This window comes from Cohnella sp. GCM10012308 (assembly GCF_042649185.1).
Classification (GTDB): Bacteria; Bacillota; Bacilli; order Paenibacillales; family Paenibacillaceae; genus Cohnella.
Window position 1 is genome coordinate 182,987 of sequence record NZ_JBHRYU010000006.1, and the last position, 22,823, is coordinate 205,809.

The 22,823-nt window shown below is 60.7% G+C and carries 23 protein-coding genes; 16 read left to right on the plus strand and 7 right to left on the minus strand.

Features of this window, described 5'->3' with window-relative positions; translation table 11 throughout:
- Positions 1-2: 2 nt before the first annotated feature.
- On the minus strand, positions 3-608 hold the full coding sequence (locus ACFOTD_RS10160) for a biliverdin-producing heme oxygenase (protein WP_378118254.1): 606 nt from the start codon (positions 606-608) through the stop codon (positions 3-5).
- Positions 609-740: 132 nt separating this feature from the next.
- Between ACFOTD_RS10160 and ACFOTD_RS10165 the strand changes: the two genes are divergently transcribed.
- The 3 genes from ACFOTD_RS10165 to ACFOTD_RS10175 all read left to right on the plus strand — a co-directional run bounded on the left by ACFOTD_RS10165 (position 741) and on the right by ACFOTD_RS10175 (position 3,584).
- Positions 741-2,306, plus strand: a complete 1,566-nt coding sequence (locus tag ACFOTD_RS10165; RefSeq protein ID WP_378118256.1) for an NAD(P)H-hydrate dehydratase — start codon at positions 741-743, stop codon at positions 2,304-2,306.
- A gap of 81 nt (positions 2,307-2,387) precedes the next feature.
- Positions 2,388-2,891: a hypothetical protein gene (locus ACFOTD_RS10170; protein ID WP_378118258.1), complete on the plus strand. Its 504-nt coding sequence runs from the start codon at positions 2,388-2,390 to the stop codon at positions 2,889-2,891.
- 3 nt (positions 2,892-2,894) lie between these two features.
- Entirely contained in the window at positions 2,895-3,584 is a 690-nt protein-coding gene (locus ACFOTD_RS10175) for an AIM24 family protein (RefSeq protein ID WP_378118260.1), read from the plus strand.
- A gap of 26 nt (positions 3,585-3,610) precedes the next feature.
- Here ACFOTD_RS10175 and ACFOTD_RS10180 read toward each other — a convergent pair whose 3' ends face one another.
- The 3 genes from ACFOTD_RS10180 to ACFOTD_RS10190 all read right to left on the minus strand — a co-directional run bounded on the left by ACFOTD_RS10180 (position 3,611) and on the right by ACFOTD_RS10190 (position 5,917).
- On the minus strand, positions 3,611-4,294 hold the full coding sequence (locus ACFOTD_RS10180) for a M50 family metallopeptidase (RefSeq protein WP_378118262.1): 684 nt from the start codon (positions 4,292-4,294) through the stop codon (positions 3,611-3,613).
- A 115-nt stretch (positions 4,295-4,409) separates the two neighbouring features.
- The gene (locus ACFOTD_RS10185) at positions 4,410-4,622 is read right to left on the minus strand and encodes a hypothetical protein (protein WP_378118264.1); all 213 of its coding nucleotides are present in this window, start codon (positions 4,620-4,622) and stop codon (positions 4,410-4,412) included.
- 383 nt (positions 4,623-5,005) lie between these two features.
- On the minus strand, positions 5,006-5,917 hold the full coding sequence (locus ACFOTD_RS10190; protein WP_378118266.1) for a J domain-containing protein: 912 nt from the start codon (positions 5,915-5,917) through the stop codon (positions 5,006-5,008).
- 117 nt (positions 5,918-6,034) lie between these two features.
- Between ACFOTD_RS10190 and ACFOTD_RS10195 the strand changes: the two genes are divergently transcribed.
- Together ACFOTD_RS10195 and melA are read left to right on the plus strand one after the other, a co-directional pair.
- On the plus strand, positions 6,035-6,940 hold the full coding sequence (locus ACFOTD_RS10195) for an AraC family transcriptional regulator (RefSeq protein WP_378118268.1): 906 nt from the start codon (positions 6,035-6,037) through the stop codon (positions 6,938-6,940).
- 129 nt (positions 6,941-7,069) lie between these two features.
- The gene (gene melA, locus ACFOTD_RS10200) at positions 7,070-8,575 is read left to right on the plus strand and encodes an alpha-glucosidase/alpha-galactosidase (protein ID WP_378118270.1); all 1,506 of its coding nucleotides are present in this window, start codon (positions 7,070-7,072) and stop codon (positions 8,573-8,575) included.
- Positions 8,576-8,707: 132 nt separating this feature from the next.
- Here melA and ACFOTD_RS10205 read toward each other — a convergent pair whose 3' ends face one another.
- Both ACFOTD_RS10205 and ACFOTD_RS10210 read right to left on the minus strand, forming a co-directional pair.
- Complete coding sequence (locus ACFOTD_RS10205; RefSeq protein WP_378118272.1) at positions 8,708-10,126, minus strand: HAMP domain-containing sensor histidine kinase; 1,419 nt, start codon at positions 10,124-10,126, stop codon at positions 8,708-8,710.
- On the minus strand, positions 10,107-10,796 hold the full coding sequence (locus ACFOTD_RS10210; protein WP_378118274.1) for a response regulator transcription factor: 690 nt from the start codon (positions 10,794-10,796) through the stop codon (positions 10,107-10,109). The genes ACFOTD_RS10205 and ACFOTD_RS10210 overlap by 20 nt, the downstream gene beginning before the upstream one ends.
- Before the next feature lie 224 nt (positions 10,797-11,020).
- Here ACFOTD_RS10210 and ACFOTD_RS10215 point away from each other — a divergent pair, with 224 nt between their 5' ends.
- Positions 11,021-11,557, plus strand: coding sequence for a hypothetical protein (locus ACFOTD_RS10215; RefSeq protein WP_378118276.1), 537 nt, complete (start codon positions 11,021-11,023; stop codon positions 11,555-11,557).
- 12 nt (positions 11,558-11,569) lie between these two features.
- Here the strand turns inward: ACFOTD_RS10215 and ACFOTD_RS10220 are convergent, their stop codons facing one another.
- Positions 11,570-12,460 carry an AraC family transcriptional regulator gene (locus ACFOTD_RS10220; protein WP_378118278.1) on the minus strand — a complete coding sequence of 297 codons (891 nt, stop codon included), beginning with the start codon at positions 12,458-12,460 and terminating at the stop codon, positions 11,570-11,572.
- 131 nt (positions 12,461-12,591) lie between these two features.
- Between ACFOTD_RS10220 and ACFOTD_RS10225 the strand changes: the two genes are divergently transcribed.
- The 10 genes from ACFOTD_RS10225 to ACFOTD_RS10270 all read left to right on the plus strand — a co-directional run bounded on the left by ACFOTD_RS10225 (position 12,592) and on the right by ACFOTD_RS10270 (position 22,811).
- On the plus strand, positions 12,592-13,512 hold the full coding sequence (locus ACFOTD_RS10225; RefSeq protein ID WP_378118280.1) for a sugar phosphate isomerase/epimerase family protein: 921 nt from the start codon (positions 12,592-12,594) through the stop codon (positions 13,510-13,512).
- A 17-nt stretch (positions 13,513-13,529) separates the two neighbouring features.
- Positions 13,530-14,561, plus strand: coding sequence for a Gfo/Idh/MocA family protein (locus ACFOTD_RS10230; RefSeq protein WP_378118282.1), 1,032 nt, complete (start codon positions 13,530-13,532; stop codon positions 14,559-14,561).
- 85 nt (positions 14,562-14,646) lie between these two features.
- On the plus strand, positions 14,647-15,441 hold the full coding sequence (locus ACFOTD_RS10235; protein WP_378118284.1) for an alpha/beta hydrolase: 795 nt from the start codon (positions 14,647-14,649) through the stop codon (positions 15,439-15,441).
- Positions 15,442-16,079: 638 nt separating this feature from the next.
- Positions 16,080-17,114, plus strand: a complete 1,035-nt coding sequence (locus ACFOTD_RS10240) for a LacI family DNA-binding transcriptional regulator (protein ID WP_378118285.1) — start codon at positions 16,080-16,082, stop codon at positions 17,112-17,114.
- A gap of 188 nt (positions 17,115-17,302) precedes the next feature.
- Positions 17,303-18,667, plus strand: coding sequence for an ABC transporter substrate-binding protein (locus tag ACFOTD_RS10245; RefSeq protein WP_378118287.1), 1,365 nt, complete (start codon positions 17,303-17,305; stop codon positions 18,665-18,667).
- A gap of 80 nt (positions 18,668-18,747) precedes the next feature.
- Positions 18,748-19,641: a carbohydrate ABC transporter permease gene (locus ACFOTD_RS10250; protein ID WP_378118289.1), complete on the plus strand. Its 894-nt coding sequence runs from the start codon at positions 18,748-18,750 to the stop codon at positions 19,639-19,641.
- Entirely contained in the window at positions 19,631-20,458 is an 828-nt protein-coding gene (locus ACFOTD_RS10255) for a carbohydrate ABC transporter permease (RefSeq protein ID WP_378118291.1), read from the plus strand. The genes ACFOTD_RS10250 and ACFOTD_RS10255 overlap by 11 nt, the downstream gene beginning before the upstream one ends.
- 31 nt (positions 20,459-20,489) lie before the next feature.
- A complete protein-coding gene (locus ACFOTD_RS10260) occupies positions 20,490-21,575 on the plus strand; it encodes a Gfo/Idh/MocA family protein (RefSeq protein WP_378118293.1) in 1,086 nt (361 codons plus the stop codon).
- The gene (locus ACFOTD_RS10265; RefSeq protein ID WP_378118295.1) at positions 21,572-22,309 is read left to right on the plus strand and encodes a ThuA domain-containing protein; all 738 of its coding nucleotides are present in this window, start codon (positions 21,572-21,574) and stop codon (positions 22,307-22,309) included. The genes ACFOTD_RS10260 and ACFOTD_RS10265 overlap by 4 nt, the downstream gene beginning before the upstream one ends.
- 142 nt (positions 22,310-22,451) lie before the next feature.
- Positions 22,452-22,811 (plus strand): cupin domain-containing protein, encoded by a 360-nt coding sequence (locus tag ACFOTD_RS10270; RefSeq protein WP_378118297.1) that lies wholly within the window; start codon positions 22,452-22,454, stop codon positions 22,809-22,811.
- The last annotated feature ends 12 nt before the right edge of the window (positions 22,812-22,823 follow it).

Genomic DNA, 22,823 nt, shown 5'->3' on the forward strand with positions numbered 1-22,823 from the left:
TATTATCGGGAAACCGTCCCGTTCGGAGCTTCGATCCAATCGCGCAAGCGATCGAAGGTTTCGCCGGCCGCCGCCAGCATCTCGCGTTCATCCTCCTCGTTGCGCGCATGAGCGGACAGCAGTTCGCGGAATTCGGACCAGCGCTCGCGTACGTCCGGTCCGTAGCTGTTGAAGTAACGGGCATTCGTATCCGGCGATACCGGCAGATATTTCATCAACAGCTTCGTGAGCATCTGGCCGCCCAACGTAGAGCCTTCGAGCACGTACATACATCCGAGGATTCGGGGAAATGACGACAGGTCGGGCAGCGCTTGGCAGAGCGGCAAGTTATCGATCGCGCGCGAATCCCATCCGAGAGCGTGCAGGTCCGCTTCGATCAAGCGGTGCTTCGTCCGGGCGCCGATATCGAACCGAAGCTCGTCCCATTCCGGCCTTGCTTCGAATGCGCGTTCGAGAGGGAGGATGAAGCCATAAAATAAAGCCAGGTATTCCTGGTATTGCTCAAGCGTCATCGTGCGGTCCAGCATTGCGGCCGTATATTCGTTCTGCTCCGCTCGTTGATGCTGCGGCGCGGTTCGTTCTTTAAGCTGTGTCAGTATATCGGACATCGATAACGATCTCCTCCCATCCTCCTATAATAGTAACAAATTAATACTGCAAGAAGCGAATAAAGAAGAAAATTTACCGCAGTTGGCAAGTTAAAATTGTTTAATAATTCAATATAAGGAGGAGAAAGCGGGATGGAACTCGTGACTTCCGCAGAAATGCAGGCGATCGATAGGCGTACGATCGAGGAACTAGGCATTCCGCAGGAGGCGTTAATGGAAAATGCGGGACGAGCGGTCGCTGAAGAAGCAGGACGATATGCCGAAGCGGCCGGCAACGGCGCGAATTCTAGCTGGCTGATCCTTGCGGGCAAAGGCAACAATGGCGGAGACGGGCTCGTCTGCGCGCGGCACCTCAGGGACATGGGTTACCGCGTCGCCGTGCTGTATGCCGAGTCCCCGGAACGGATGCGCGGCGCCGCCGCGCTGCAGCGGGATATCGCGAGCCGGCTGGGCATTCCTGCGCAGGTATACGCGCAGCCCGATTCAAGCGCCGACTCGGCGGACGCCGACTGGTTCGCCGGATACGACGGCTTGATCGACGCGCTGCTCGGCACCGGCGGCACGGGAGAGCCGCGCGCGCCTTATGCTGCGTTGATCGGAGCGGCCGTAAAGAGCGGCCTGCCGGTCGTTGCCGTCGATATCCCGAGCGGATTGGACGCGGATACCGGCGCCGTCGCAAAGGCGTGCATGGTCGCGAAGGTGACCGTAGCGCTGGCCTACGCGAAGCGAGGTCTCCATCAGCATCCCGGCGCCGCGCATGCCGGCGAGGTCGCCGTGCGGCGGATCGGCATTCCCGCCGGGGCGGCTGAGCGGGCCGGCGTCAACACTTGTCTATTGAATGCCGAATCGCTTAAGGCGAAGCTGGGACTGACGTTCCCGCTGCAGCGGGAGGCGGATTCGCACAAAGGCACGTACGGCCATGTGCTGGTCGCGGCGGGATCCTCGCTCATGAGCGGCGCCGGGCTCCTGAGCGCCCGCGCCGCCCTGCGCGCCGGCAGCGGTCTGGTCAGCTGGGCGCAGCCGGCGGCAGCTGCGCCTGGGCTGCGGGGCTTTGCGCCGGAGATTATGCTGCGGGCGATCCCGGACGAGGGCGCCGGGGAGTGGCGGCAGGTGAAGCCCGGGCAACTGGCCGAGGCGGCAGCGGGCGTCGATGCGCTCGTCGTCGGTCCGGGCATGGGACGCTGGGACGGCGACGGCGCATGGCTGCGCAGCCTGCTGGAACGCGTGCAGGCGCCGGTTCTGGTCGATGCCGACGCGCTCAACATGATCGCGGACGCCGGCGCGCAGCCCGGCGCATGGCCGCAGCGCGATGCGCCGACGGTCATAACGCCGCATCCGGGCGAGATGGCGCGGCTCGCGGGCTTGACGGTGCCCGAGACGCAGCGCGACCGGATCGGTCTCGCGCGGGACTATGCGGCGCGTCACGGCGTGACCGTGGTGCTGAAGGGCTCCCGCACGGTCGTCGCTTCGCCGGACGGGCGTGCGTTTATTAATACGACCGGCAACCCGGGCATGGCGACCGGAGGCGCGGGAGATGCGCTCGCCGGCATTATCGGCGGCTTGCTCGGACAAGGCCTCGGCGCGCTTGAGGCGGCGGCGTACGGCGTTTATTGGCACGGCCTGGCCGGAGACCGCGCAGCCGCCTCGCGTCCGCAGGCCGCATCGCTTATCGCGGGCGATATTATCGAGGCGCTGTAGGCTCGCATTCGGGCGATTGCTGCCGAATCGTGCTAGAATAGAAAATCATAGGGCTGCGGAGCAGCGGAGAGGAGCAGAACCATGACCACCTTACGTAAGATTCGATCGGTAGCCGGACGCAGACGGGCTTTGCTTCTGACCGCGGCTTGCGCCGTTTTCCTGTTCGTTTACGCTTCGTCCGAGGCCTCCGCGGCTACCATGTACGACCGCTTCAAGGATATATACCAGACGCCCGAAAAAGTGGACGAGCTGAGAGATCAATATATTGAAAGCCAGGAGAAGCTGCAGGCGCAGACGGAAGAGCTTAACCGGCGAGCCGAAGAAATGCAGAGCCAGACGGAACAGTATCTGGCGGAAACCCAGGCGCTGAGCGAACGCAACAAAGCGCTGGCGGATCAGAACGACGCGTTGAACGCCCAGCTTGCGGCCATGACCGACAAGCAGCGGGCGCGCGCGGCGCTGACCCGCAAAACCGCCTATAGTATCGCCGCGGTGCTGGGGCTGGGCTTGCTCTATTTGCTGACGATCCGGCTGTGGCGCTACTCGGTCTGGCGGCGGCAGCGCAGCGGCAGCTGGAGGACCTAGCCTATGGAAATTACGACCCCGGCGCCGCTTGGACAGGTGCGCATCGCGTTGGACGAAGGCGAGGCGCTGCATGTCCTTCATCCGAGAGCCATCGTTGCCTTTCAGGGCAGGCCCGCACAGCGCGAAGACCGCATTATGGACCTGGCCAACGCATACCGCAAGCGCAAGTGGATCCGTTCTCGCCTAGCCGGACCGGCCGAGCTCATCCTCGGCTTGCCCGCGGGCTGCAGTCTGACCGTGATCGATATTCCGGAGGACAGCGACCTGATGTTCAACTTTCGCCACGTGCTTTTTTATACGGAAGGCCTTCGGATGCAGAGCCGCATCCAGAAGATCAAGACGGCATGGATCACCAGAGAATGGGTGCGCATGCGCTTCTCGGGTCCGGGCCGCGTGGGCGTATTCGCTTCGGGGGATCTCGCGTCGGTCGAGCTGAATCCGGAGGTGCCGTTATATGCGGAATCCGGCGCGCTCGTCGCTTATCCGGAGCGGGCGGACGTAAGGTTGTCCGTCTACGGCAACACGCTCGCGAGCCAGCATATGAACGTGCAGTGGCAGCTGACGGGATGCGGACCGGCCTTGATCCAGGTCGGCTCGCCTGACCCAGGACTGGCCGAGCAGCTGCATGGGGACGGCTGGTTCAAGCGGCTGCTGCGCGAGGTGCTGCCGTTCGGCAGCGTTTATATCAAGTGAGGACGGACAAGGCATCGGACGCGCGGTTAGCGCCCGTATGCCTTGTCTTCTTTTTTGCCGCGGAGGAACAGCTGAAGCGAGCGGGTCGCGCAGGCAACGGAGACGAGCACGAACAGCAGCGCCCAAAAGATGGCGGGCACGCCCGTCGCGTTCGCCAGATTCGTCGCGTCGCCGGCTCTTGTGGGACTGCTTAGCGCGGTAAGCGCGAGCGTGATCGGACCGAGCGCGGATTCTTCGAGCGTCAGGAAAGCCAGCAGCAAATAATAAAAGCTGCGGATCTTGGGACCCAGGAACAGCATCGTTCCGGTCAACGCGATGAAGATCGCGAGCCAGGCCATGCCGAATCCGCCGTGTACGAACAAAATGAGCATGATGGCCGCGACGGCGACGATCAGCGCGAGTCCGAGCCGCTGCGCCCGGCGGCGGTGAAGCGCGAACAAGAGCAGGGAGAACAGCGAAGCGCCGACGTAGCCGGACATGGAGACCGGGAGCGACGACCAGGAGGAGGAGAGCAGCGTATAAGTGACGCCGCTGTGATCCGAATGGAGCTCGATGCCGAGCACCTGGCCGGAGAGCAGCAGCGCGACCAGCGCATGGCAGAATTCATGCATCATCGTGTCAAGGTTGCGGAAAAAAGAAGAGAACGGAATCAGGCGCGTCAGGAAGACGGACACCGCCAAGTATAAGAGGGTCATAAGCCATTTTCCCATAGCGGTCCTCCGGTATTAGTCATATTTATTCACATTATACGAGAAGGAGTGTCGAAACGGCCAATAAAAAAACGCACCCGGTCCGGGTGCGCGAAATTAAAAAAACGAAAAAACATCAACGCGTCAGACTCTTGCCGCTATAAGCCCTGCGTTCGACGCGCTGCGCGGGAGCCGCGGCCTGCACGATCGTGAATACCCCGACGAGAGAAACGATGCAGCCCGCCACGAGCATCGTGACGCCGACGCCCGGACTTACGCCGGTGGCCAGCAGAACGGATGCGGCGACGACATCGACCAGACACAGCATAAATAGAAAGGTGGAAGACATGTCGTACCTCCGAAGTCTTTGATACATAACTTATACCCTTCATGCGCGTGCGGCGAATCGCCGCACCGCAAAAAAAAGGCCAATCAAAAGGCCGCTTCTGCGTCGAAGCGGCCGTTCAAGCGAAACCGTATGAATCGGAATTATTCTTGTTTTAGCGTCTTGAGATGGACCCAGCGTCCGGAGCGGGTTTTCACATACAACGTCCGGCCGATGCACTTGCCGTGAACGAACATATGGATCGCCTCCAGTTTCCCGTAGTGGAATGTACGTCTTTTTACCCGGGCCTATCGAAGATTAAACCAGGGAATGGAAAAGCCCGCCGGCGGAAAAACGCACGGTCGGGCTTCGGGAGATCTGGCTATGAAAGGTCGATTGAGAACCGGTTAGGAACCGCCCAAATAATGCCGGATAAATGCCTTGGCTTGGTCGGGGTGCTTGGCATTGCCGCGGATCCCGGCGATAAACTCGGTGGTTCCCTGGAGACCAAGCGCCTTCATGAGGGACGAGCCGCTCAGATCCACGCCGTAAACATGTTCGGACGTATCTTCGTCCGTCTTGGACTTGATCTGGACGCTCTCGGGGATGTCGTCTCCGTCAAGCGACAAAAGTCCCTGTTGGGGCGCCAGCTTTTCGAAATTGATCTTGTCCATGATGTACAAGTCCGATTTGTCCGTCATGAGGACGAGCATGCTCTTCTGAAGGAGCGCCATATCCTGTTCGCTGCGGGTCTCGGCCGGCACGTAAGTGAGTGCCGCGACGACGCGCTTCCAGTCTGGGAACTGCTTCAGAATATCCGCCTCGACGTTCGTCATGTCGGGGTTGATGCCGTCTCCGTACAAATAATTGCCGAAAAACATGACCGAGACATCGACGGGAGGGAGCTTGGCGAGCTCCGCCTGCTCGTGCCGGTGATCGACGTAGCTCTTGATGCCGTAGCCGATGGCGATGAGAAGTACGATGGCGCCTAAAATATGAAGCTTGTAATAGTGGAAAAAGTGGGCGCGCTTCACGGCGCGGGCCGCCTTCTTCGGGTTGCTGCCGTAAGTCTCGCGGGCGTATGCGTCCTTGGCCTGCGCTTCCTCGTAGTCCTTGATGAACCGGTAGGCTGCGTTGACCTTGTCCTCGTCGACGCGCTCGCCGGCCGGCGCTTCGCCGTGTTCGCGCATCTTCTGCGTGCGCGCCCTCCGCATGAGTACGTAGTAGCGGTTGTCGAGCGCCTCCCGGTCCGCGTCCTCGGGCAATCCAAGCTCGCTGTAGGCTTGCTTCAGCTTGATCAGGTCATTCTGTTCTTCCATGAATAGAAAGTCACCTTCTGTCGATGAATGCGTTATTTCCAGTATACGCGATTCCGGGCGCGGCTTCCACTTTGCGCGTCCGATGCGATAAGATGGGCAAGACGGGAGGGCGGAAGTATGGAAGCGCATAAAGGATTGTTCCATGAGGCGTGGAAAAACGGCGATTGCCGCCCGCGTGTCCATGCTTATTATTTTAAGGAGTGGGCGGTCTACCGGATGGACCCTCATACCCACGATTCGACCGAGATTATGTACGTCATGACGGGCGAATGCCTGGTTGCGATCGACGCGGGGAGCGGCCGAGAATCGGCGCATCCGCTCCGCAAGGGAGACTTCATCGTACTCAACGCGAATATCCCGCACCGGCTTCAAGTCGATCGCGCTTGCCGGATGCTGAACGTGGAGTTCGACCTGTCGGCCGCCGACGGCGTGGTGCCGCCGCTTCGAAGGCTTGCCGGCGAAGATGCCGCGCTGGACGCGCTCCTTCGTTCGCCCGGTCCGAGCGTGACGCTCAGCGATCCCGACGAGGTGCTCCACGCGCTGAAAAGCCTCGTGCTGGAGCTCGATCTGCAGGGGGGCGACGGCGGTCCGCTGGCTCAACTGCTGATGGCCCAAGTGCTCTTTCGGATCGCCAGGCTTCTGGCCGAGAGCCGCCAGGCCGGGCTCCCGCAGACGGATCTGTACGTGCGGCAGGCGATCGCTTTCATGCAGGAAAACTACGACCGGAATATTATGCTCAGGGATATCGCCGGCGCGGCGAATTTGCATCCGAGTTATCTTCAGCGTCTGTTCAAGCTGCAGGTCGGCCAGCCGGTGACGGCGTACTTGACGGCCCACCGGATGGAGCGGGCCAAGATGCTGCTGTCGCATACCGACATTCCGATCGCCGACATTTGCGAATACGTAGGGGTGGCCGGCCGCTCTTACTTTCACGCGCTATTTAAAAAGCATACCGGAATGACGCCTGCCGACTTTCGTTCCGCCCAAGAACGCCACCGATGGAACCTTAACGAAAAGCTGTAATTTTAGACAACGGGAGCCTTGAATAGGCTGGAATTCTGATAACGCTTCCTCTCGAGCGGTCGTTACAATGACTGTAAGAAAGCTTGCGATCAAGCATAGGCGAATATCTAGAAGGAGGCTGACCGGTCCATGTCGTTCAAAATTACGTTTATCGGTGCGGGTAGCATCGGGTTCACGCGGGGATTGCTCAGAGACTTGCTGAGCGTGCCTGAGTTTGCGAATATCGAGGTTGCGTTTACGGATATCAATCCGCACAACCTCGAGATGGTCACGCAGCTGTGCCAGCGGGATATCGAGGAAAACGGGCTCGCCATTCGGATCTCCGCCACGACCGACCGCAGAGAGGCGCTTAAGGATGCGAAGTACGTCATCTGCACGATTCGCGTAGGCGGCCTCGAGGCGTTCGCGACGGACGTGGACATTCCGCTGAAGTACGGCGTGGACCAATGCGTCGGGGATACGCTCTGCGCGGGCGGCATCATGTACGGCCAGCGCGGCATCGCCGCGATGCTCGACATCTGCAAGGATATCCGCGAGGTCGCGGCCCCGGACGTGACGCTGCTGAACTACGCCAATCCGATGGCGATGCTTACCTGGGCCTGCAACAAGTATGGCGGCGTGCGGACGATCGGCCTGTGCCACGGCGTACAGGGCGGCCACTGGCAAATCGCGCAGGCGTTCGGCCTCAAGATGGAGGATGTCGATATCGTCTGCGCGGGTATCAACCATCAGACTTGGTATGTTCAGATCAAGCACGACGGGGAGGACCTGACCGGCAAGCTGCTCGCGGCCTTCGAGGCGCATGAGGACTTCAGCCGCACGGAAAAGGTCCGCATCGACATGCTGCGCCGATTTGGCTACTACAGCACGGAATCGAACGGTCACCTGAGCGAATACGTACCTTGGTACCGCAAGCGGCCCGACGAGATCAACGACTGGATCGATATCGGCAGCTGGATCAACGGGGAGACGGGCGGTTATCTGCGCGTCTGTACCGAGGGCCGCAACTGGTTCGAGACCGACTTCCCGAACTGGATGAAGGATCCGGCGCTGAAGTACGAGGCGGGCGAGCGGAGCCACGAGCACGGCTCTTACATCATCGAGGGCCTGGAAACCGGCCACGTTTATCGCGGGCACTTCAACGTGGTGAACGATGGCGTCATCGCCAATCTGCCTGCCGACGCCATCATCGAAGCGCCGGGTTACGTCGACCGCAACGGTGTCTCGATGCCGCGCATCGGAGATCTGCCGCTCGGGCCTGCCGCGGTATGCAACGTCAGCATCTCGGTGCAGCGTCTGGCCGTCGAAGCCGCGGTGCACGGCGACGACAAGCTGCTGCGCCAGGCGTTCATGATGGATCCGCTAGTCGGCGCCGTCTGCAATCCGAAGGAGATCTGGCAGATGGTCGACGAGATGCTCGTCGCCCAGGAGCAGTGGCTGCCGCAGTACGGCGCTTCTATTGCGGAGGCGAAGGCGCGGCTTGCGGCGGGCGACCTGCTGCCGACGCGCGAGGGCTACCGCGGCGCTGCACGCCTGCACGTCAAGTCGGTCGAGGAAATGCAGCAGGACCGCGAAGCTGCCAACAAAAATGCGGGCGAAGCGGATAAGGGCAAGGAACGCGCTTCGGCGCATTAAGTGAAGCATGTAGTAAAGCATGAAGCAACAAGCCGGCTCCTCATTGAGGGGCCGGCTTTTTTGCCAAAGTAAGATGCAGTAGCGGAACTTATTTCCGCTACCGGCTGCCGAGTAGCTGGTTTGGAGTACGCTTTAAGACTTCATGGGCAGCAGCAGCCGGAACGCGGTGCCCTGCGGAGAGCTGCGCAGCAGCGCAAGGCTGCCGCCCATGGCGACCGCCAGCATCCGGCAGTAGGTCAGTCCGAGGCCCAGTCCGCCGACGGACAGCTTTTTACCCGAGCCTCTGTAGTACCGCTCGAAAATGCGTTCCTGCTCCTCCTCCGGAATGCCGGGGCCGTCGTCCTCCACGACGACCTCGTACATCCGCTCTGCTTGCTGCGGTACGATCGAGAGCTTGATGCTGCCGCTGCCGCCCATTGCCTGGCCTGCGTTGTTCAACAGATTGACGACGATCTGCTGGATGCGTCCCGCGTCGCCGTCGATCATGGCGGGAGCGTCCGGCAGCGCCGTCGTGAGATCCAGCCCCCCGTTCCAATCCGGCAGCCCCCACTGGTAGACGACCTCTGCGAGCAGTTTGCCCAGGTCGATCGGTTCGGAGCGGATGACGATGCTGCCTGAAGCGAAGGCGTTGAATTCAAGCAGGTCGGCCACCATGACCTCCAGCTTCCGTGTCTGCGCCAGCGAGATGTCTAGGAATTCCGCCGCTTCCTCTCCGGTCACGACCTCGTCTCTTACGGCGCTGACCAGCCCGCGGATCGAAGCGACCGGCGTCTTAAGCTCGTGGGTGACGCCGGCGAGCAGCTCCGTACGCAGCTCCTCCAGTCGTCCCAGACGAGCGGCCATCGCGCCGAAGGAAACGAGCAGCTCGTGAAGCTCCTTTTCCTTGATGTCGGCCGGCACGTCGATACGGTAATCGCCGGCTTCCATCTGCCGCAGGGCGTCGCGCAGACGGTAGATCGGCTTGCGCAAGTGGCGGGACAGCAGGAAGATGATCGTCCAGCCGAGCAGGCCGGCGGAGAGCAGCAACGCGATCATGAGCGCGTAATTCTGTTCGACGCGCGCGAGCTCGGCGTAGCTGTAGGAAAGAAGCAGCGATCCGTCCGCGCCGCCGCCCCGTCCGACAGGCACGATGAGCATGTATGCGTCGCCCTGCCTGTAGGCTTGAAGCCGGTCGGCGCGCTTAGGCGCGGCCGGCGCGGGCGGCGTCCCGGCCCCCGCTTTGGCGGGCCCGGCCTTATAGAAGGCAAGCGTCCCGTCAGCTTTGTACACGGCGAGCGCGAACTGGCCGGGCAGGCGGTATTCGCGCTGGGTGCCGTCGATCCACTCGTACAAGTCTTCCGGAATCCGGACCGCTCCGTCTGCTCCCGATACGTGCTCGGCGGCCGCGACGGCGAACCGTTTCAGCGCTTGCTTGCGCTCGTGAACGGTGTCCTGACGGATCCACAGCGCGGAAGCCGCGCCGATCGCGAGCAGGCCGACGAGCAGCGTGAGCGCATAGCGGTATGTCCACCGGCTCAGCAGCGTTTGCCGGCTAGCGACTTGTATTTGCATAGAGCTGATACCCCGTCCCTCTTAACGTACGGATCTCGCCTTCTGCCGCGGGCCAATGGAGGAGCAGGCTGCGGAGGCGTTTGATCGACAGGTCGACGGCCCGGTCGCTCCCTTCGTAATCGATGCCCCATACCTTCTCGATCAGCTGCTCCCGCTCGAATAGACGGTTCGGATTCTCCGCCAGGAACAGCAGCAGGGAAAGGTCGCGGGGCGTGACGGACAAGACGGCGCCGTTCAAATAAACGCTGCGCGATTGCCGGTCGATCCGAAGGCTGCCGAAGACGATCTGATCCGGATCGACGAGCGACTGCGGCGGCCGCCGCAGCACGGCTTGAATCCGGGCGACGACCTCCTCCGGCTCGAACGGCTTGGCGATGTAATCGTCCGCGCCTTCGTTCAGTCCCCGAATCCGGTCGCCGACCTCTCCGCGCGCGGTGAGCATGATGACCGGGCAGGCGCTTTTTTCGCGAATCCCGCGCAGCACCTCCCAGCCGTCCTTGCCCGGCAGCATGACGTCCAGCAATACGAGCACGGGCTTCGCCGCTTCGAACGACGCCAGCGCCTGCGATCCGTCCTTGCAAATCAAACATTCGAAGCCGGCCTTGCGCACATATGCGGCAAGCACGCGCGCGATGGCTTCTTCGTCTTCTACGATCATGATCGGTCCCATGGGGCTTCCTCCGTTATACCGGCGGCTCGTCTGTCGCCTTCGGCGCTCAATGCTTCACATTATACACCCGGACGCGCCGGGCGGCAGCGCAAACATGCGCCGCATCACTCATTTTAAAGCCGCTAGATGTCGGGAATAAGTCAAAACGGGAGCCTCCGCTGCGGACCTCCGCCAGCCGGCATGGTATGATAGTGAGCAAACAACGGAATAAAGGCGGTACTGCAATGAACGAAGAATTGGATGCGAAACGGATTTATTTGACGTACGGGGGCAGCACGATCCGGATGTACCGGGCCGGCGAATACGAGGCGTACAAAGCGTTCGGCGCATCGCCGGAGGACGAAGCGAAGTGGCTCGATGAGCTGATCGAAGCCTTGGCGGGCGAACTGTCGATTCGGGGATGGGAAGCCGTCGGCCGGCTGGAGGAAATCGTCAGGGACCGCAAGGACGTCCGCCCGTTGGAACGCACGATCAAGTTCGCGGCCAGGCATCTTATGAGCGCGGACAGCCTCGTCAAGCTGATGTACGCCGAGCGGATCGTCGCGATGCTGCAGGCGCTTCAGGGCACGGCGCCCGTATCGATGCTGCATGAGTCGCTGCGGACGGCCAAGATTCTATTGGACGATATTGTCGAGAAGCCGCTGATTCTGGACGCCGGGCACGATCTGGCAGCGCACGGGCTTAAGGACAAGCGAGCCTTGAACCGGCGCGCGGAACAGGCGGTCGAGGCGCTCAAGCGTTTGCTGGACGGCGGAAGATAGGCGCGAGCTCGCTTATCCGCCGCCTCTTTTTTTAGCCTCGGAGGGCGTCATACCTTTGATTTGCTTGAACAGCTTCGTAAAATAATTCGGATTGTCGAGGCCGACCCGCTCGGCGATCTCCGTCACCGTGAGCTCGCCCTCCCGCAGCAGCCGGTCCGCCACGTTCATCCGGTGCTGGTTGACGAACTCCACGAAGGTGCGCCCGGTCGCGTTTTTGAACACTTTGCAAAAATGATAAGGATTGAGACTGACGAGCCGCGCGGCATCCTCGATCGTCAGCTTGTTCGCATAATGCGCCTCGATGTGCAAAATGAGCGACTTGAAGCGGTCCATCCGCCGGCCGGTCCGGTCCGCCTGCTCGCCGTCGCGTTCCGGCATGCACAGGCGGGCCGCGAGCGCGAACAACTGGTACAGCTTCGCCTTGACGACCAGCTCGTAGGCGCGTTTTTTTCCCGCGAACTCTTCTCCGATCTCCAGGATGCCGCGCCGTATCGGTTCATATTGGGCTTCGTCCGCCGCGAACTTGACCGGGAACCGCTGACTCCCTTCCGCATACGCGGACAAGTAGCGGTCATGCAGGGGATCGACCGGAAGCCCCTGGAGCAGCGAGCGGTTGAAGACGAGCGACCAATACTCGACCGGCTCCTCCGTGAGCGCGTATCCGACGTGCAAGCCGCCAGACGGTACCAGCAGCAGATCGCCGGGCGCCGTCTCGTGCGGCTGGCTGTCGATATGGAAGATCGCGCGTCCGGACACCGTGTAGATCCATTCGAAATGATCGTGCCAATGCAAATAAAGCGCGCTTCTGCCGATCGCGCCAGGCGGACAGACGTTGCGGAACAGATTGACGGGATAAGCGCCGTCGCTTAAGTAAGTATTCTCTCTTAATTCCGGCGGATGCATGAGCGCCGCGCCTCCCCAAGATGCCCAAGATCGGGCTATATAACCGCAAGATTGTATAGAGATCGAGCGCAAGCATAAGGCTATAATCGACCTAGTTCATTCAATATAGCTTAGGATCGGAGTGGAATACAATGACCGGACAACAGGGCGGCGCAGCGACGGGCAAGCATACGGGCATCCGCATCGGCACGTTGGTCGGGGGCGGAGACGCGGCGCGGGTCATCCCGCAGATCGCGCCTTACGGCTTTGAATCGTTTAACTTGACGTATTGGCAGACGACCGGCGGCGCCGATCTGGCGGAGACGGCGAAGCGGGTGCGGGAAGCGATCGGAGACCGGGACATCGTCATCTCGGCTGTAAGCGTATTCGGCAATCCGCTGACCGGCCACGGCGACAATGCCGATACGCTGGCAAGCTGGGAGCGGCTGATCGACCACGCGCATTTGTTCGGCGCGAACATCGTATCGGGTTTTACGGGCAGACTGGTAGGCGAGCCGATCGACGCGTCGATCCCGAAGTTCGCCGAGGTGTTCGGCGAGCTGGCCCGCCGCGCCGCGGACCGGGGCGTGCGCCTTGCGTTCGAGAACTGCGACATGGGCGGCGACTGGCGGTCGGGCGATTGGAACATCGCGCACAATCCGACGGCCTGGGAGATGATGTTTGACAGCATTCCGCTGGACAATATCGGACTCGAGTGGGAGCCCACGCACCAGATGGTCAGCCTGATCGATCCGATTCCGCAGCTGCGGAAATGGGTTGACCGCGTGTTCCACGTTCACGGCAAGGACGCGACGATCGCGTGGGATGTCGTGCGGGAATATGGCATTCACGGACCGAAGCCGTTTGTCTGGCACCGCACGCCGGGCTTCGGCGACACGAACTGGTCGGATGTCATCACGATCCTGCGACAGTCCGGTTACCAAGGTACGATCGACATCGAGGGCTGGCACGATCCGGTGTACAAAGACGAGCTGGAGATGACGGGGCAAGTGCATGCGTTGAATTATTTGAAACGGAGCCGCGGCGGCGACTTCGTGCCGAATCCGGTATAAGGGAGCGTTGGACGAAGATGAGCGCATATCGAATCGTGGTCGCCGGCTGCGGCGGCATGGCAAGAACTTGGGTGGAATACGCGCTGGCGCGCGAGGACGCGGAGATCGTCGGGCTCGTGGACATCAAGGCGGAATTCGCGCAGGCGATGGCGGACAGGTACGGCCTGACTTGCGGAATATACACGGATCTGGCGCAGGCGCTGGCGGAGACGGGCGCCAATCTCGTGTTCGACGTGACGATTCCCGCGAGCCACTTTGCGGTGTGCAGCACGGCGCTGAACGCGGGGGCAAGCGTATTCGGCGAAAAGCCGATGGCCGAAACGATGGAAGCCGCGCGCGAGCTGATCGGCATCGCGGATCGGACGGGCGGGTCCTACGCCGTCATGCAGAATCGCCGTTACGACCCCAACATCCGCGCGCTGCGCGGACTCGTGCAGGGCGGCGCGATCGGCAAGACGGGTTACGTCGGCGCAGACTTCTTTATCGGCGCGCACTTCGGCGGCTTCCGCGACGCGATGGACAGCCCGCTTATTTTGGATATGGCGATTCATACGTTCGACCAGGCCCGGTTCATCACCGGCGCGGATCCGGTATCGGTGTACTGCCACGAATTCAACCCGCCGGGCTCCTGGTACGCGGGCAACGCGTCGGCAATCTGCGTGTTCGAGATGTCGGACGGTTCCGTGTTCTGCTATAGAGGCTCCTGGTGCGCGGAGGGCGCCCAGACCTCATGGGAGTCGCAGTGGCGCGTGAGCGGCGAGCGCGGTACGGCGATATGGGACGGCGCGGGCGCTCCCTATGCGGAAGTCGTGGCGAGCGGCGATCAGTCGGACAAGTTTATCCGCGGCTATGAGCGGGTCGAAGCAGCGTTCGAATGGGAGGGACGGTCCGGACACCACGGCTGTCTCGACGAGATGTTCGCCTCCTTGACGGAGGGACGCCGGGCCGAGACGGATTGCCGCGACAACGTCAAGAGCATGGCCATGGTGCTCGGCGCGATCGACAGCGCGCGGACGGGCGTCAAGGTCGATCTGCGAGGCTACTATTGAGCAGGATGCTTCCCTTGCGGCGCGGACTGCGATCTTCTACTATGTAGAAGTAACAGGTTGATATTCGCAGGAGGCGAGAGAGTCGATGGCACTCATTCAATGCAGTTTTTTTGCGCAGACGCTCGGTCTGAACGTCGGCATGAACGTCGTCATCCCTGAACGCAGCTACGGCATCGGCGTGGAAGCGGGCGGCGCGCCGTCGGGGGACAAATATCCGGTGCTGTACCTGCTGCACGGCCTGTCGGACGATCATTCGATCTGGCTGCGGCGCACGTCCGTCGAGCGGTATGCGGCCGAATACGGCATCGCGGTCGTTATGCCGGAGGTGCACAGAAGCTTTTACACGAATATGAAAAGCGGTCTCAATTACTGGGAGTTCGTCAGCGAGGAGCTACCGCATATCGCGCAATCGTTGTTCCCGATCTCGGACAAGCGGGAGGATAACTTCGCCGCGGGTCTGTCGATGGGCGGCTACGGCGCGATGAAGCTCGGGCTGGGCGCGCCCGGGAAGTTCGCGGCCGTCGCGAGCCTGTCCGGCGCCATGGACATCGCGGGATTGATTTATGACGGCAGTCCGTTTTCCGCGGCGGAATACAAGTGGATCTTCGGCAGCCCGGAGGAGGCGGCCGGCTCCGACGACGACTTGTTCGCGCTCGCGGACCGCGCCGCCGCCGGCGGCGTCTCGCTGCCCAAGCTGTACCAGTGCTGCGGCACGGAGGATTTTCTCTACTCGCAAAACGTCCGCTTCCGCGACCATGCCCGGTCGCTCGGCATCGCGCTCGATTACGAGGAGGGGCCAGGCAATCATAGCTGGGCCTACTGGGACGAGCATATCCAGCGCGTACTGGCATGGCTGCCGCTGCAAAACAGCAAAGCCTGAAGAGGTTAACGTTAACGGGATGAAGCGGGGGGACCTGCTTCATTCCGTTTTGCGTTTGTGGGCGAGGCCTCGGTACCGCTATGTAGTCTTATCTAGAACCTCTTAGTCTGGGTTAACGTCGCGGTCCCCTTAGGTAGTCCTTTTTGGAACCTCTTAGTCCCGGTTAACGTCGCGGTCCCGCTAAGTAGTCTTATCTGGAGCTTCATGGCCTCGGTTAACGTCGCGGTCCTGCAAAGTAGTCCTATCTGGAGCTTCATAGCCTCGGTTTGCGCCTCGGTCCAACTAAGTAGTCCTATCTGAAGCTTCTTGATCTCGGTTAACGGCACGGTCTTGTTATGTGGCTCCAGCTAGAACCTCTTGCTCACAATTAACGTCAAGAATGAGGTGCCGCCGCCAATTCATGTTTTGGAGCCGGATGTGCCGGATCCTAATCGCACTTTTACCGTGGCGCGACGTTCTTGTCCGCATTTCACGCCAATATGCCAATTTGGTTAAAGCGTTTAACTTAAATAATGGAATAATTTTATAAAATAACGCTTGAAATCGCTAACAAACCTTCATATAATCACAGTGTAAGGTTAAGCGTTTAAAGTAATTCAAATAAACGGATTGGCAACAGCCCGCAGAAGGTGACCCCATTGAAACGCATTACCATTCGTGACGTATCGGAGCGCGCAGGCGTATCCACGGCGGCCGTGTCCTACGTATTGAACGGCCGGGAAGGCAAGGTGTCGCAGGAGACCGCGTCCAAGGTTCGCCGCGCGGTCAGCGAGTTGAATTACATTCCCGATTTCTCGGCGCGAAGCCTGGCGGGTACCCGATCGAAGCTGATCGGGGTCGTCATCCCCCAGACGGAGGACCAGAAGCAGCTGCTGCTGCAAAATCCGTTCTACTCGGAGCTCGTGTGCGGCATCGAAGCCAGACTTCGCCAGTCCGGCTACCACATGATTCTCTCGGGCGTCGACAAAGGCGAAGGCTATCTGGATACGTCCATGCAACGCAATCTGGACGGCGCGATTATCATGGGCATCTATCAAGAGAGCTTCTATGACGACCTGAAGCGGGTCAAGGTGCCGATCGTGCTGATCGACAGCTACGTGAACGACAGCTACTTCCAGACCGTCTCGATCGACGACGAAGCCGGCGGCTACATGGCGACCAAGCTGCTGATCGACAACGGACATACGAACATCGCGCTGGTTACTGGACTGATCCGCAAAGACGGCGTCGTCGAAAAGAGATTCCTCGGCTACAAGCGCGCACTGAAGGAAGCAGGCCTTTTCTACAATTCGGATTATGTGTTCGAGCATTCGGTCAGCTACGAATACGGGCAGGAGGCGGCGGCCGCGATCGCGGCCGGACATCCCGAGATTACGGCGGTGTTCGCCTCGAGCGACCTTGTCGCGCTTGGCTTGCTGCGGGGGCTGTCCGATGCGGGCAAGCGAGTGCCGGAAGACGTCTCGGTCGTCGGCTTCGACGATATTCCGGTCGCCCGGATGTGCAATCCGCCGCTCACGACGGTCAGGCAGAACATCGTTGCCAGAGGCGAGATGGCGGCGGGACGGCTGCTCAAGGCGATCGAGGAAGGCGAGGAATCGCTGGCGGAAGATCCGAGCGTCACGCGGCTGGAGATGGCGATTCGGCAGACGGTGCAACGGTTGAAGCCGAACTGACCGTTCGCGCGCCGAAGAGACGAGGGCATGGTCAGCTCGCGTCTCTCCAGCAATATGAATGCGGTTACAAGGCGGTAAACGATGCCTGGAGGTGATCAAGTCGGCGCTCCCGCCGATAATTCGATCTGCCGATCGATTGGTCATAATTGTCTATCTGAAGCGTCCATATTGAAAAGGAGAGGGTATCATTGCGGACCAAAAGCGGGGCTCTGCTGCTGCTCGGCACGACGATCGTGCTCAGCGCCTGCGGCGCAAACAAAGAGAATAACACGGCAAGTCCTTCCGCGGCTTCGCCGCAAGCGTCTCCATCTGCATCTGCTTCGGCATCGGCCACGGCCGCGCCGTCCGATTCTCCGGCCCCTTCGGCCAAAGATCCGGTCACGCTTAAGCTGATGACCTACACCGCTTCCGGCCAGGAGCAGACGCTGAAGGCGATGATCGACGCCTTCCAGGCGGCCAATGCCGACATCAAGGTGGATTACGAGGTCGTTCCGTACGCGGACTACACGACGAAGCTGAATACGCTGCTCGCCAGCGGCAGCGCGCCGGATCTGTTCGAGGTCGGCTACGAGAATTTCCTGACCTATGCGGCCAAGGACCAACTGCTCGATCTGACGCCTTCCATCGCGGCGGACAGCTCGTTTAATCCGGACGTCTACAAAAAGCTTGCCTATGATGCGTTTAATTATAACGGCAAGCAGATGGGCGTGACGGAGAGCTTCTCCGATGTCGTCCTTTACTACAACAAGGATCTGTTCGACGCCAAGGGGCTTAAGTATCCGGATGCGTCCTGGACCTGGAAGGAAGAGCTGGAAGCGGCCAAGCAGCTCACCGACGCCAAGCAGGGCATCTGGGGCACGTACGCGCCGATCCAATTCTACGAATTTTACAAGACGATCGCCCAGAACGGCGGCGGCGTATGGAGCGCGGACGGCAAGCCGACGCTGAACAGCCCGGCCAACGTGGAGGCGCTGCAGTGGATGCTCGACAAAGCTTCCAAATACAAGGTGTCGCCGCCGCTTAACGACGATACGTTCAACCAGCCTGACGCGGACCTGAACGCCTTCGTGAACGGCAAGCTGGCGATGGCACGGTTCGGCATCTGGAACTTCGCCAAGTTCAGCGAAGCGAAGTTCAACTGGGACATCGCGCTGGAGCCGGGCAACACGCAAAAGGCGCACCACTTCTTCGCGGACGGTCTCGTGGCTGCGAAGACGACCAAAAATGCCGACGCTGCGTGGCGTTTCCTGAAGTTTTTCACAAGCGCGCCGGAAGCGGTGTCCAAGCGGATCGATGCGGGCTGGAGCATTCCGGCGGTTACGGACCCGGCCGTGCTGGACGCTTACTACAAGCAGAAGCCGCCGGAGTCGAAGCAGGTCGTGACCGATGCGCTGGATTCGCTCGTACTGCCGCCGGTCGGCCCCAAGCCGGAAAAGTGGGGCGAATTCACGGCCGCCGTCGGCGAACAGCTCGACAAGGCGAAGCTCGGCCGCTCTACCGCGCAGGAAGCGCTCGACGCGGCGCAGAAAAAGGTCGAAGCGCTCGTGAAGTAGGCTTTTCACAACATTCAGGAGACGAGAAGACCGCCGCGCGGCGGTCTTCCCTCCCCGCCTGACGGAAAGGAAAGGGTGGCATGGTCGGACAGCGCAAGTGGAGCCGCCGGACGGCTGCTATCGTCTTTTTAACGCCCGCTTTGCTGTGTTTGCTGGCGTTCCAATTGCTGCCGATGATATCGTCGATCATCATCAGTTTCACCGATTGGGATCTGCTGACGCACTGGACGAAGATGAACTTCATCGGCTGGGACAACTACGCGCAGGTGTTCAGAGAGGAGAAGTCTTATACCGCGATCCGCAACGTATTCGTTTTTCTCCTCGGTTATCTGCCGTCGATCGTCGTGCTCGGCACGCTGCTCGCGGTACTGCTCAACCGGCCGATCCGCGGCGTGAAGCTGTACCGGGCGGCCGTGTTCGTGCCCGTCATTACGTCCTGGGTCGCCGTATCGATCGTCTGGCGCTGGCTGCTGAACGGACAGAGCGGACTCATCAATTATTTGCTGGCGAAGGTCGGCATCCAAGGGCCGATCTGGCTGCAGGACGACTTCTGGGCGATGGTCGCGATTATTCTGGTGACGCTCTGGAAAGACATCGGCTTCGTGTCCATCATCCTGCTGGCGGGTCTGCAGGACATCTCGGAGGATTACTACGAAGCGGCGCAGCTCGACGGCGCCTCCGCCTGGAGCAAGCTGTGGCGAATTACGGTTCCGCTGCTGTCTCCGACGCTTTATTTTGTCGTGACGATCTCGCTCATCAATTCGTTCCAGCTGTTCGACCAGGTGCTCATCATGACGAACGGCGGCCCGGCCGGCGCGACGAGCACGATCGTCGAGCAGGTGTACCGCAACGCCTTCCAGTTCAACAAGATGGGCTTCGCCTCCGCGCAATCCTGGGTGCTGATGGTCATCATCCTGGCTTCGACGATGGTGCTGCAGCAGGTTCAACGGAGGTGGGTCGTCTATGACAGGTAGGAAAAAGAGCGTCATGGACTGGGCGGCGCATTTGTTCCTGGCGCTGCTCGGGATCGCGCTGACATTTCCGTTCCTATGGATGCTGATGGGCGCCTTCAAGGACAATCTGGAGGTCGTGGCGATGCCTCCGCGCCTGTTGCCCTCGCGTTGGAACTTCGACAACTTCGCCGAGATCGAGGCGTACTTTCCGTTGTATCGCTTCTTCGCGAACAGCGCGTCCGTGGCCGTCGCGACGACGCTGCTGCAGCTTGCGATCTGCACGATGGCGGCTTACGTGTTCGCCAAGATCGCGTTCAGGGGCCGGCAGACCCTGTTCGTCCTGTTTCTGACGACGATGATGATCCCGGCGCAGGTGACGCTCGTGCCCTTGTTCATTTTATTCTCGCGCACCGATCTGATCGACACGTACGCGGGGCTCGTTTTGCCGGGCATCTTCAGCGCCTACGGGACGTTCCTGCTGCGCCAGAACATCATGACGATCCCGAACGAGCTCATGGAGGCCGCCTTTATCGACGGCGCTTCTTACTACCGGGTCTTTTTCAGCGTGATCGTCCCGCTCGTCAAGCCGACGCTGTCGGCGCTGTCCATCTTCGCGTTCATGAGCTCCTGGAACAACTTCCTGTGGCCGCTCATCGCGGTCAACAGCAAGGAGCTAATGACGCTGCCGCTGGGCCTCAGCAAGCTGCAAGGGCAATGGTCGACGGAATGGAACCTGCTGATGGCCGGCAACGTCGTCAGCTTCGTACCGATTTTTATCGTGTTCCTGTTCGCGCAGCGTTACTTCATTAAAGGCATTACGATGACCGGCATCAAGTGATCGGTCCCCGGACAAAGGAGAGAATCGCGGCATGACAACCGTAAAATTGGGACTGATCGGGCTTGGCGGCATGGCCGCCGTCCATATCGGACAGCTGGCAGGCATTGCCGGCGTACGGCTCGCCGCCGTCTGCGACCAGGACGCCGTCAAAGTCGCCGAGTGGGCGGAGCGACACGGCATCGACGCAGCATCGCGCCATACGGACGCGGAATCGCTCATCCGCGACCCGGAGGTGGATGCGGTACTGTCCATCACGCCGAACGACGCGCATTACGAGATTATCCGCCTGTGCCTGACGCACGGGAAGCCGCTCATGACGGAGAAGCCGTTCACGCGGACGTACGAAGAAGCGGCGATCCTGAAGCGTCTGGCGGCGTCGAATCCGTCGCCTTGCATGGTCGGCTTTTCCTATCGCTACGTCCCCGCATTCCGGATGGCGCGCGAGTGGATCCGCGACGGCCGGATCGGCCCGGTCCGGCATTTGTTCGTACAATATTTGCAGCAATGGGGCGGCACGCCGTTCGGGACAAAAATGAACTGGCGGCTGGACCGTTCCGTCACGGGTACAGGCACGCTGGGCGATCTGGGTTCGCATATGATCGACGCCGCCCGCTTCCTGGTCGGCGAACCGGCCGAGGTCGCGGCGCTGATGAGCAATCTCATCGGGCAGCGGGAGGATCCAACTACCGGGGCTATGGTAGACGTCGATATCGACGACTTCGCCGCGTTCACCGCTTTGCTTGAGCCGGGCATTCCCGCCGTCTTTCAAACGTCGCGCAACGCCTTCGGCTCGCAAAATCAGTTCGAGATCGCCGTGTACGGCGACACCGGCACGCTTCACATGAACTGGGAACAAGGCGACTATCTCACTTGGATCCACCGCAATGCGGAAGGCAGCGAGGTCCGGGAACGGATCGCCGTGCCGGCCCGCTACAAGCTGGCGCAAATGCAGGATTTCGTCGATATGGTGCGGGGCAGCGTCCGCGAGGAACTGCCTACTTTGCACGACGGCTACATGAACCAGAAAATTCTGGAGGCGGTCGTGCAGTCGAGTCGCAGTCGGAGATCCGTGCGCGTCGAAGAGCTGGAGGACTGGAACGAGGGGGAAGGGATATGAATCAATCGACGCCGCGCGTGACGATCTGGAACGAATACCGCCACGAGCGGTCGGATCCGGACGTGCAGCGCATTTATCCGGCGGGCATTCACGAGGCGCTGCGCGAAGGGCTCGCGCCGTACGGGTTCGAGCTTGGCACGGCGACGCTGGACGAGCCGGAGCATGGATTGTCTGAGGACGTGCTGGCGCGTACCGACGTGCTCGTCTGGTGGGGACACCGGGCGCATGGCGAGGTCGACGAAGCGATCGTTGACCGGGTACAGCGGCGCGTGCTGGAAGGCATGGGACTGATCGTGCTGCACTCGGGACACTACTCCAAAATATTCAAGCGGCTGATGGGCACCTCCTGCGCGCTGCTCTGGCGCGAAGCCGACGAGAAGGAACGTCTGTGGGTCGTCAAGCCTTCGCATCCGATCGCGGCGGGGCTGCCTCCGTATTTCGAACTGGAAAAGGAAGAAATGTACGGCGAATTTTTCGACGTACCCGACCCGGACGAACTGGTGCTGGTAAGCTGGTTCGAGGGCGGAGAGGTATTCCGCAGCGGGTGCGCTTACAGCAGGGGGAACGGAAAAATCTTTTATTTCCGCCCCGGACACGAGACTTATCCGACGTATTACAACGAGCACGTGCTTCGCGTGATCGCGAACGCCGTCCGCTGGACCGCGGACGAGCGGGGCGCCGCGCCCAGGTTCGGTAACGCGCAGCCGCTGGAGGCGATCGCCGCCAAAGTTTAACGTTTCATCGCTTCGTCTACAACATGTTTAAACAACCTCGAGCATGCATCCGGTTGCCTCCTATAGAGGTTTTGCATACTCGGGGTTTTCTTTGCGATGCATAAATCTGAATATTCAAACTATTTAAAGGGGGTGATGATGATTGCTATTGCGCAATATTTACGAAGCGGAGCGCAAGCGGGTGTTCGGCATGCACGACGGCGAAGGACCGATGGAATTTGCCAGAGTGTGCACGGACGAAGACTTCGGCGTACCGATCGATTTCGTCGATTATGCGGTCCTGCCTCCGGGCAGCGCCATCGGATTGCATCAGCACCGGGGTAACGAGGAGTTTTATTTGATCTTGAAAGGAAGTGGCAGCATGCAGATCGGCGACAGCCGATTTGCCGTCAAAGCGGGCGACCTGATCCTGAATCCGGACGGATCGACACACGGCTTGCGCAACTGCGGAAGCGACGATATCCATTTGTTCGTCGTACAGGTGCCGATGCCGGCCAATTAAACCTAACGAGGA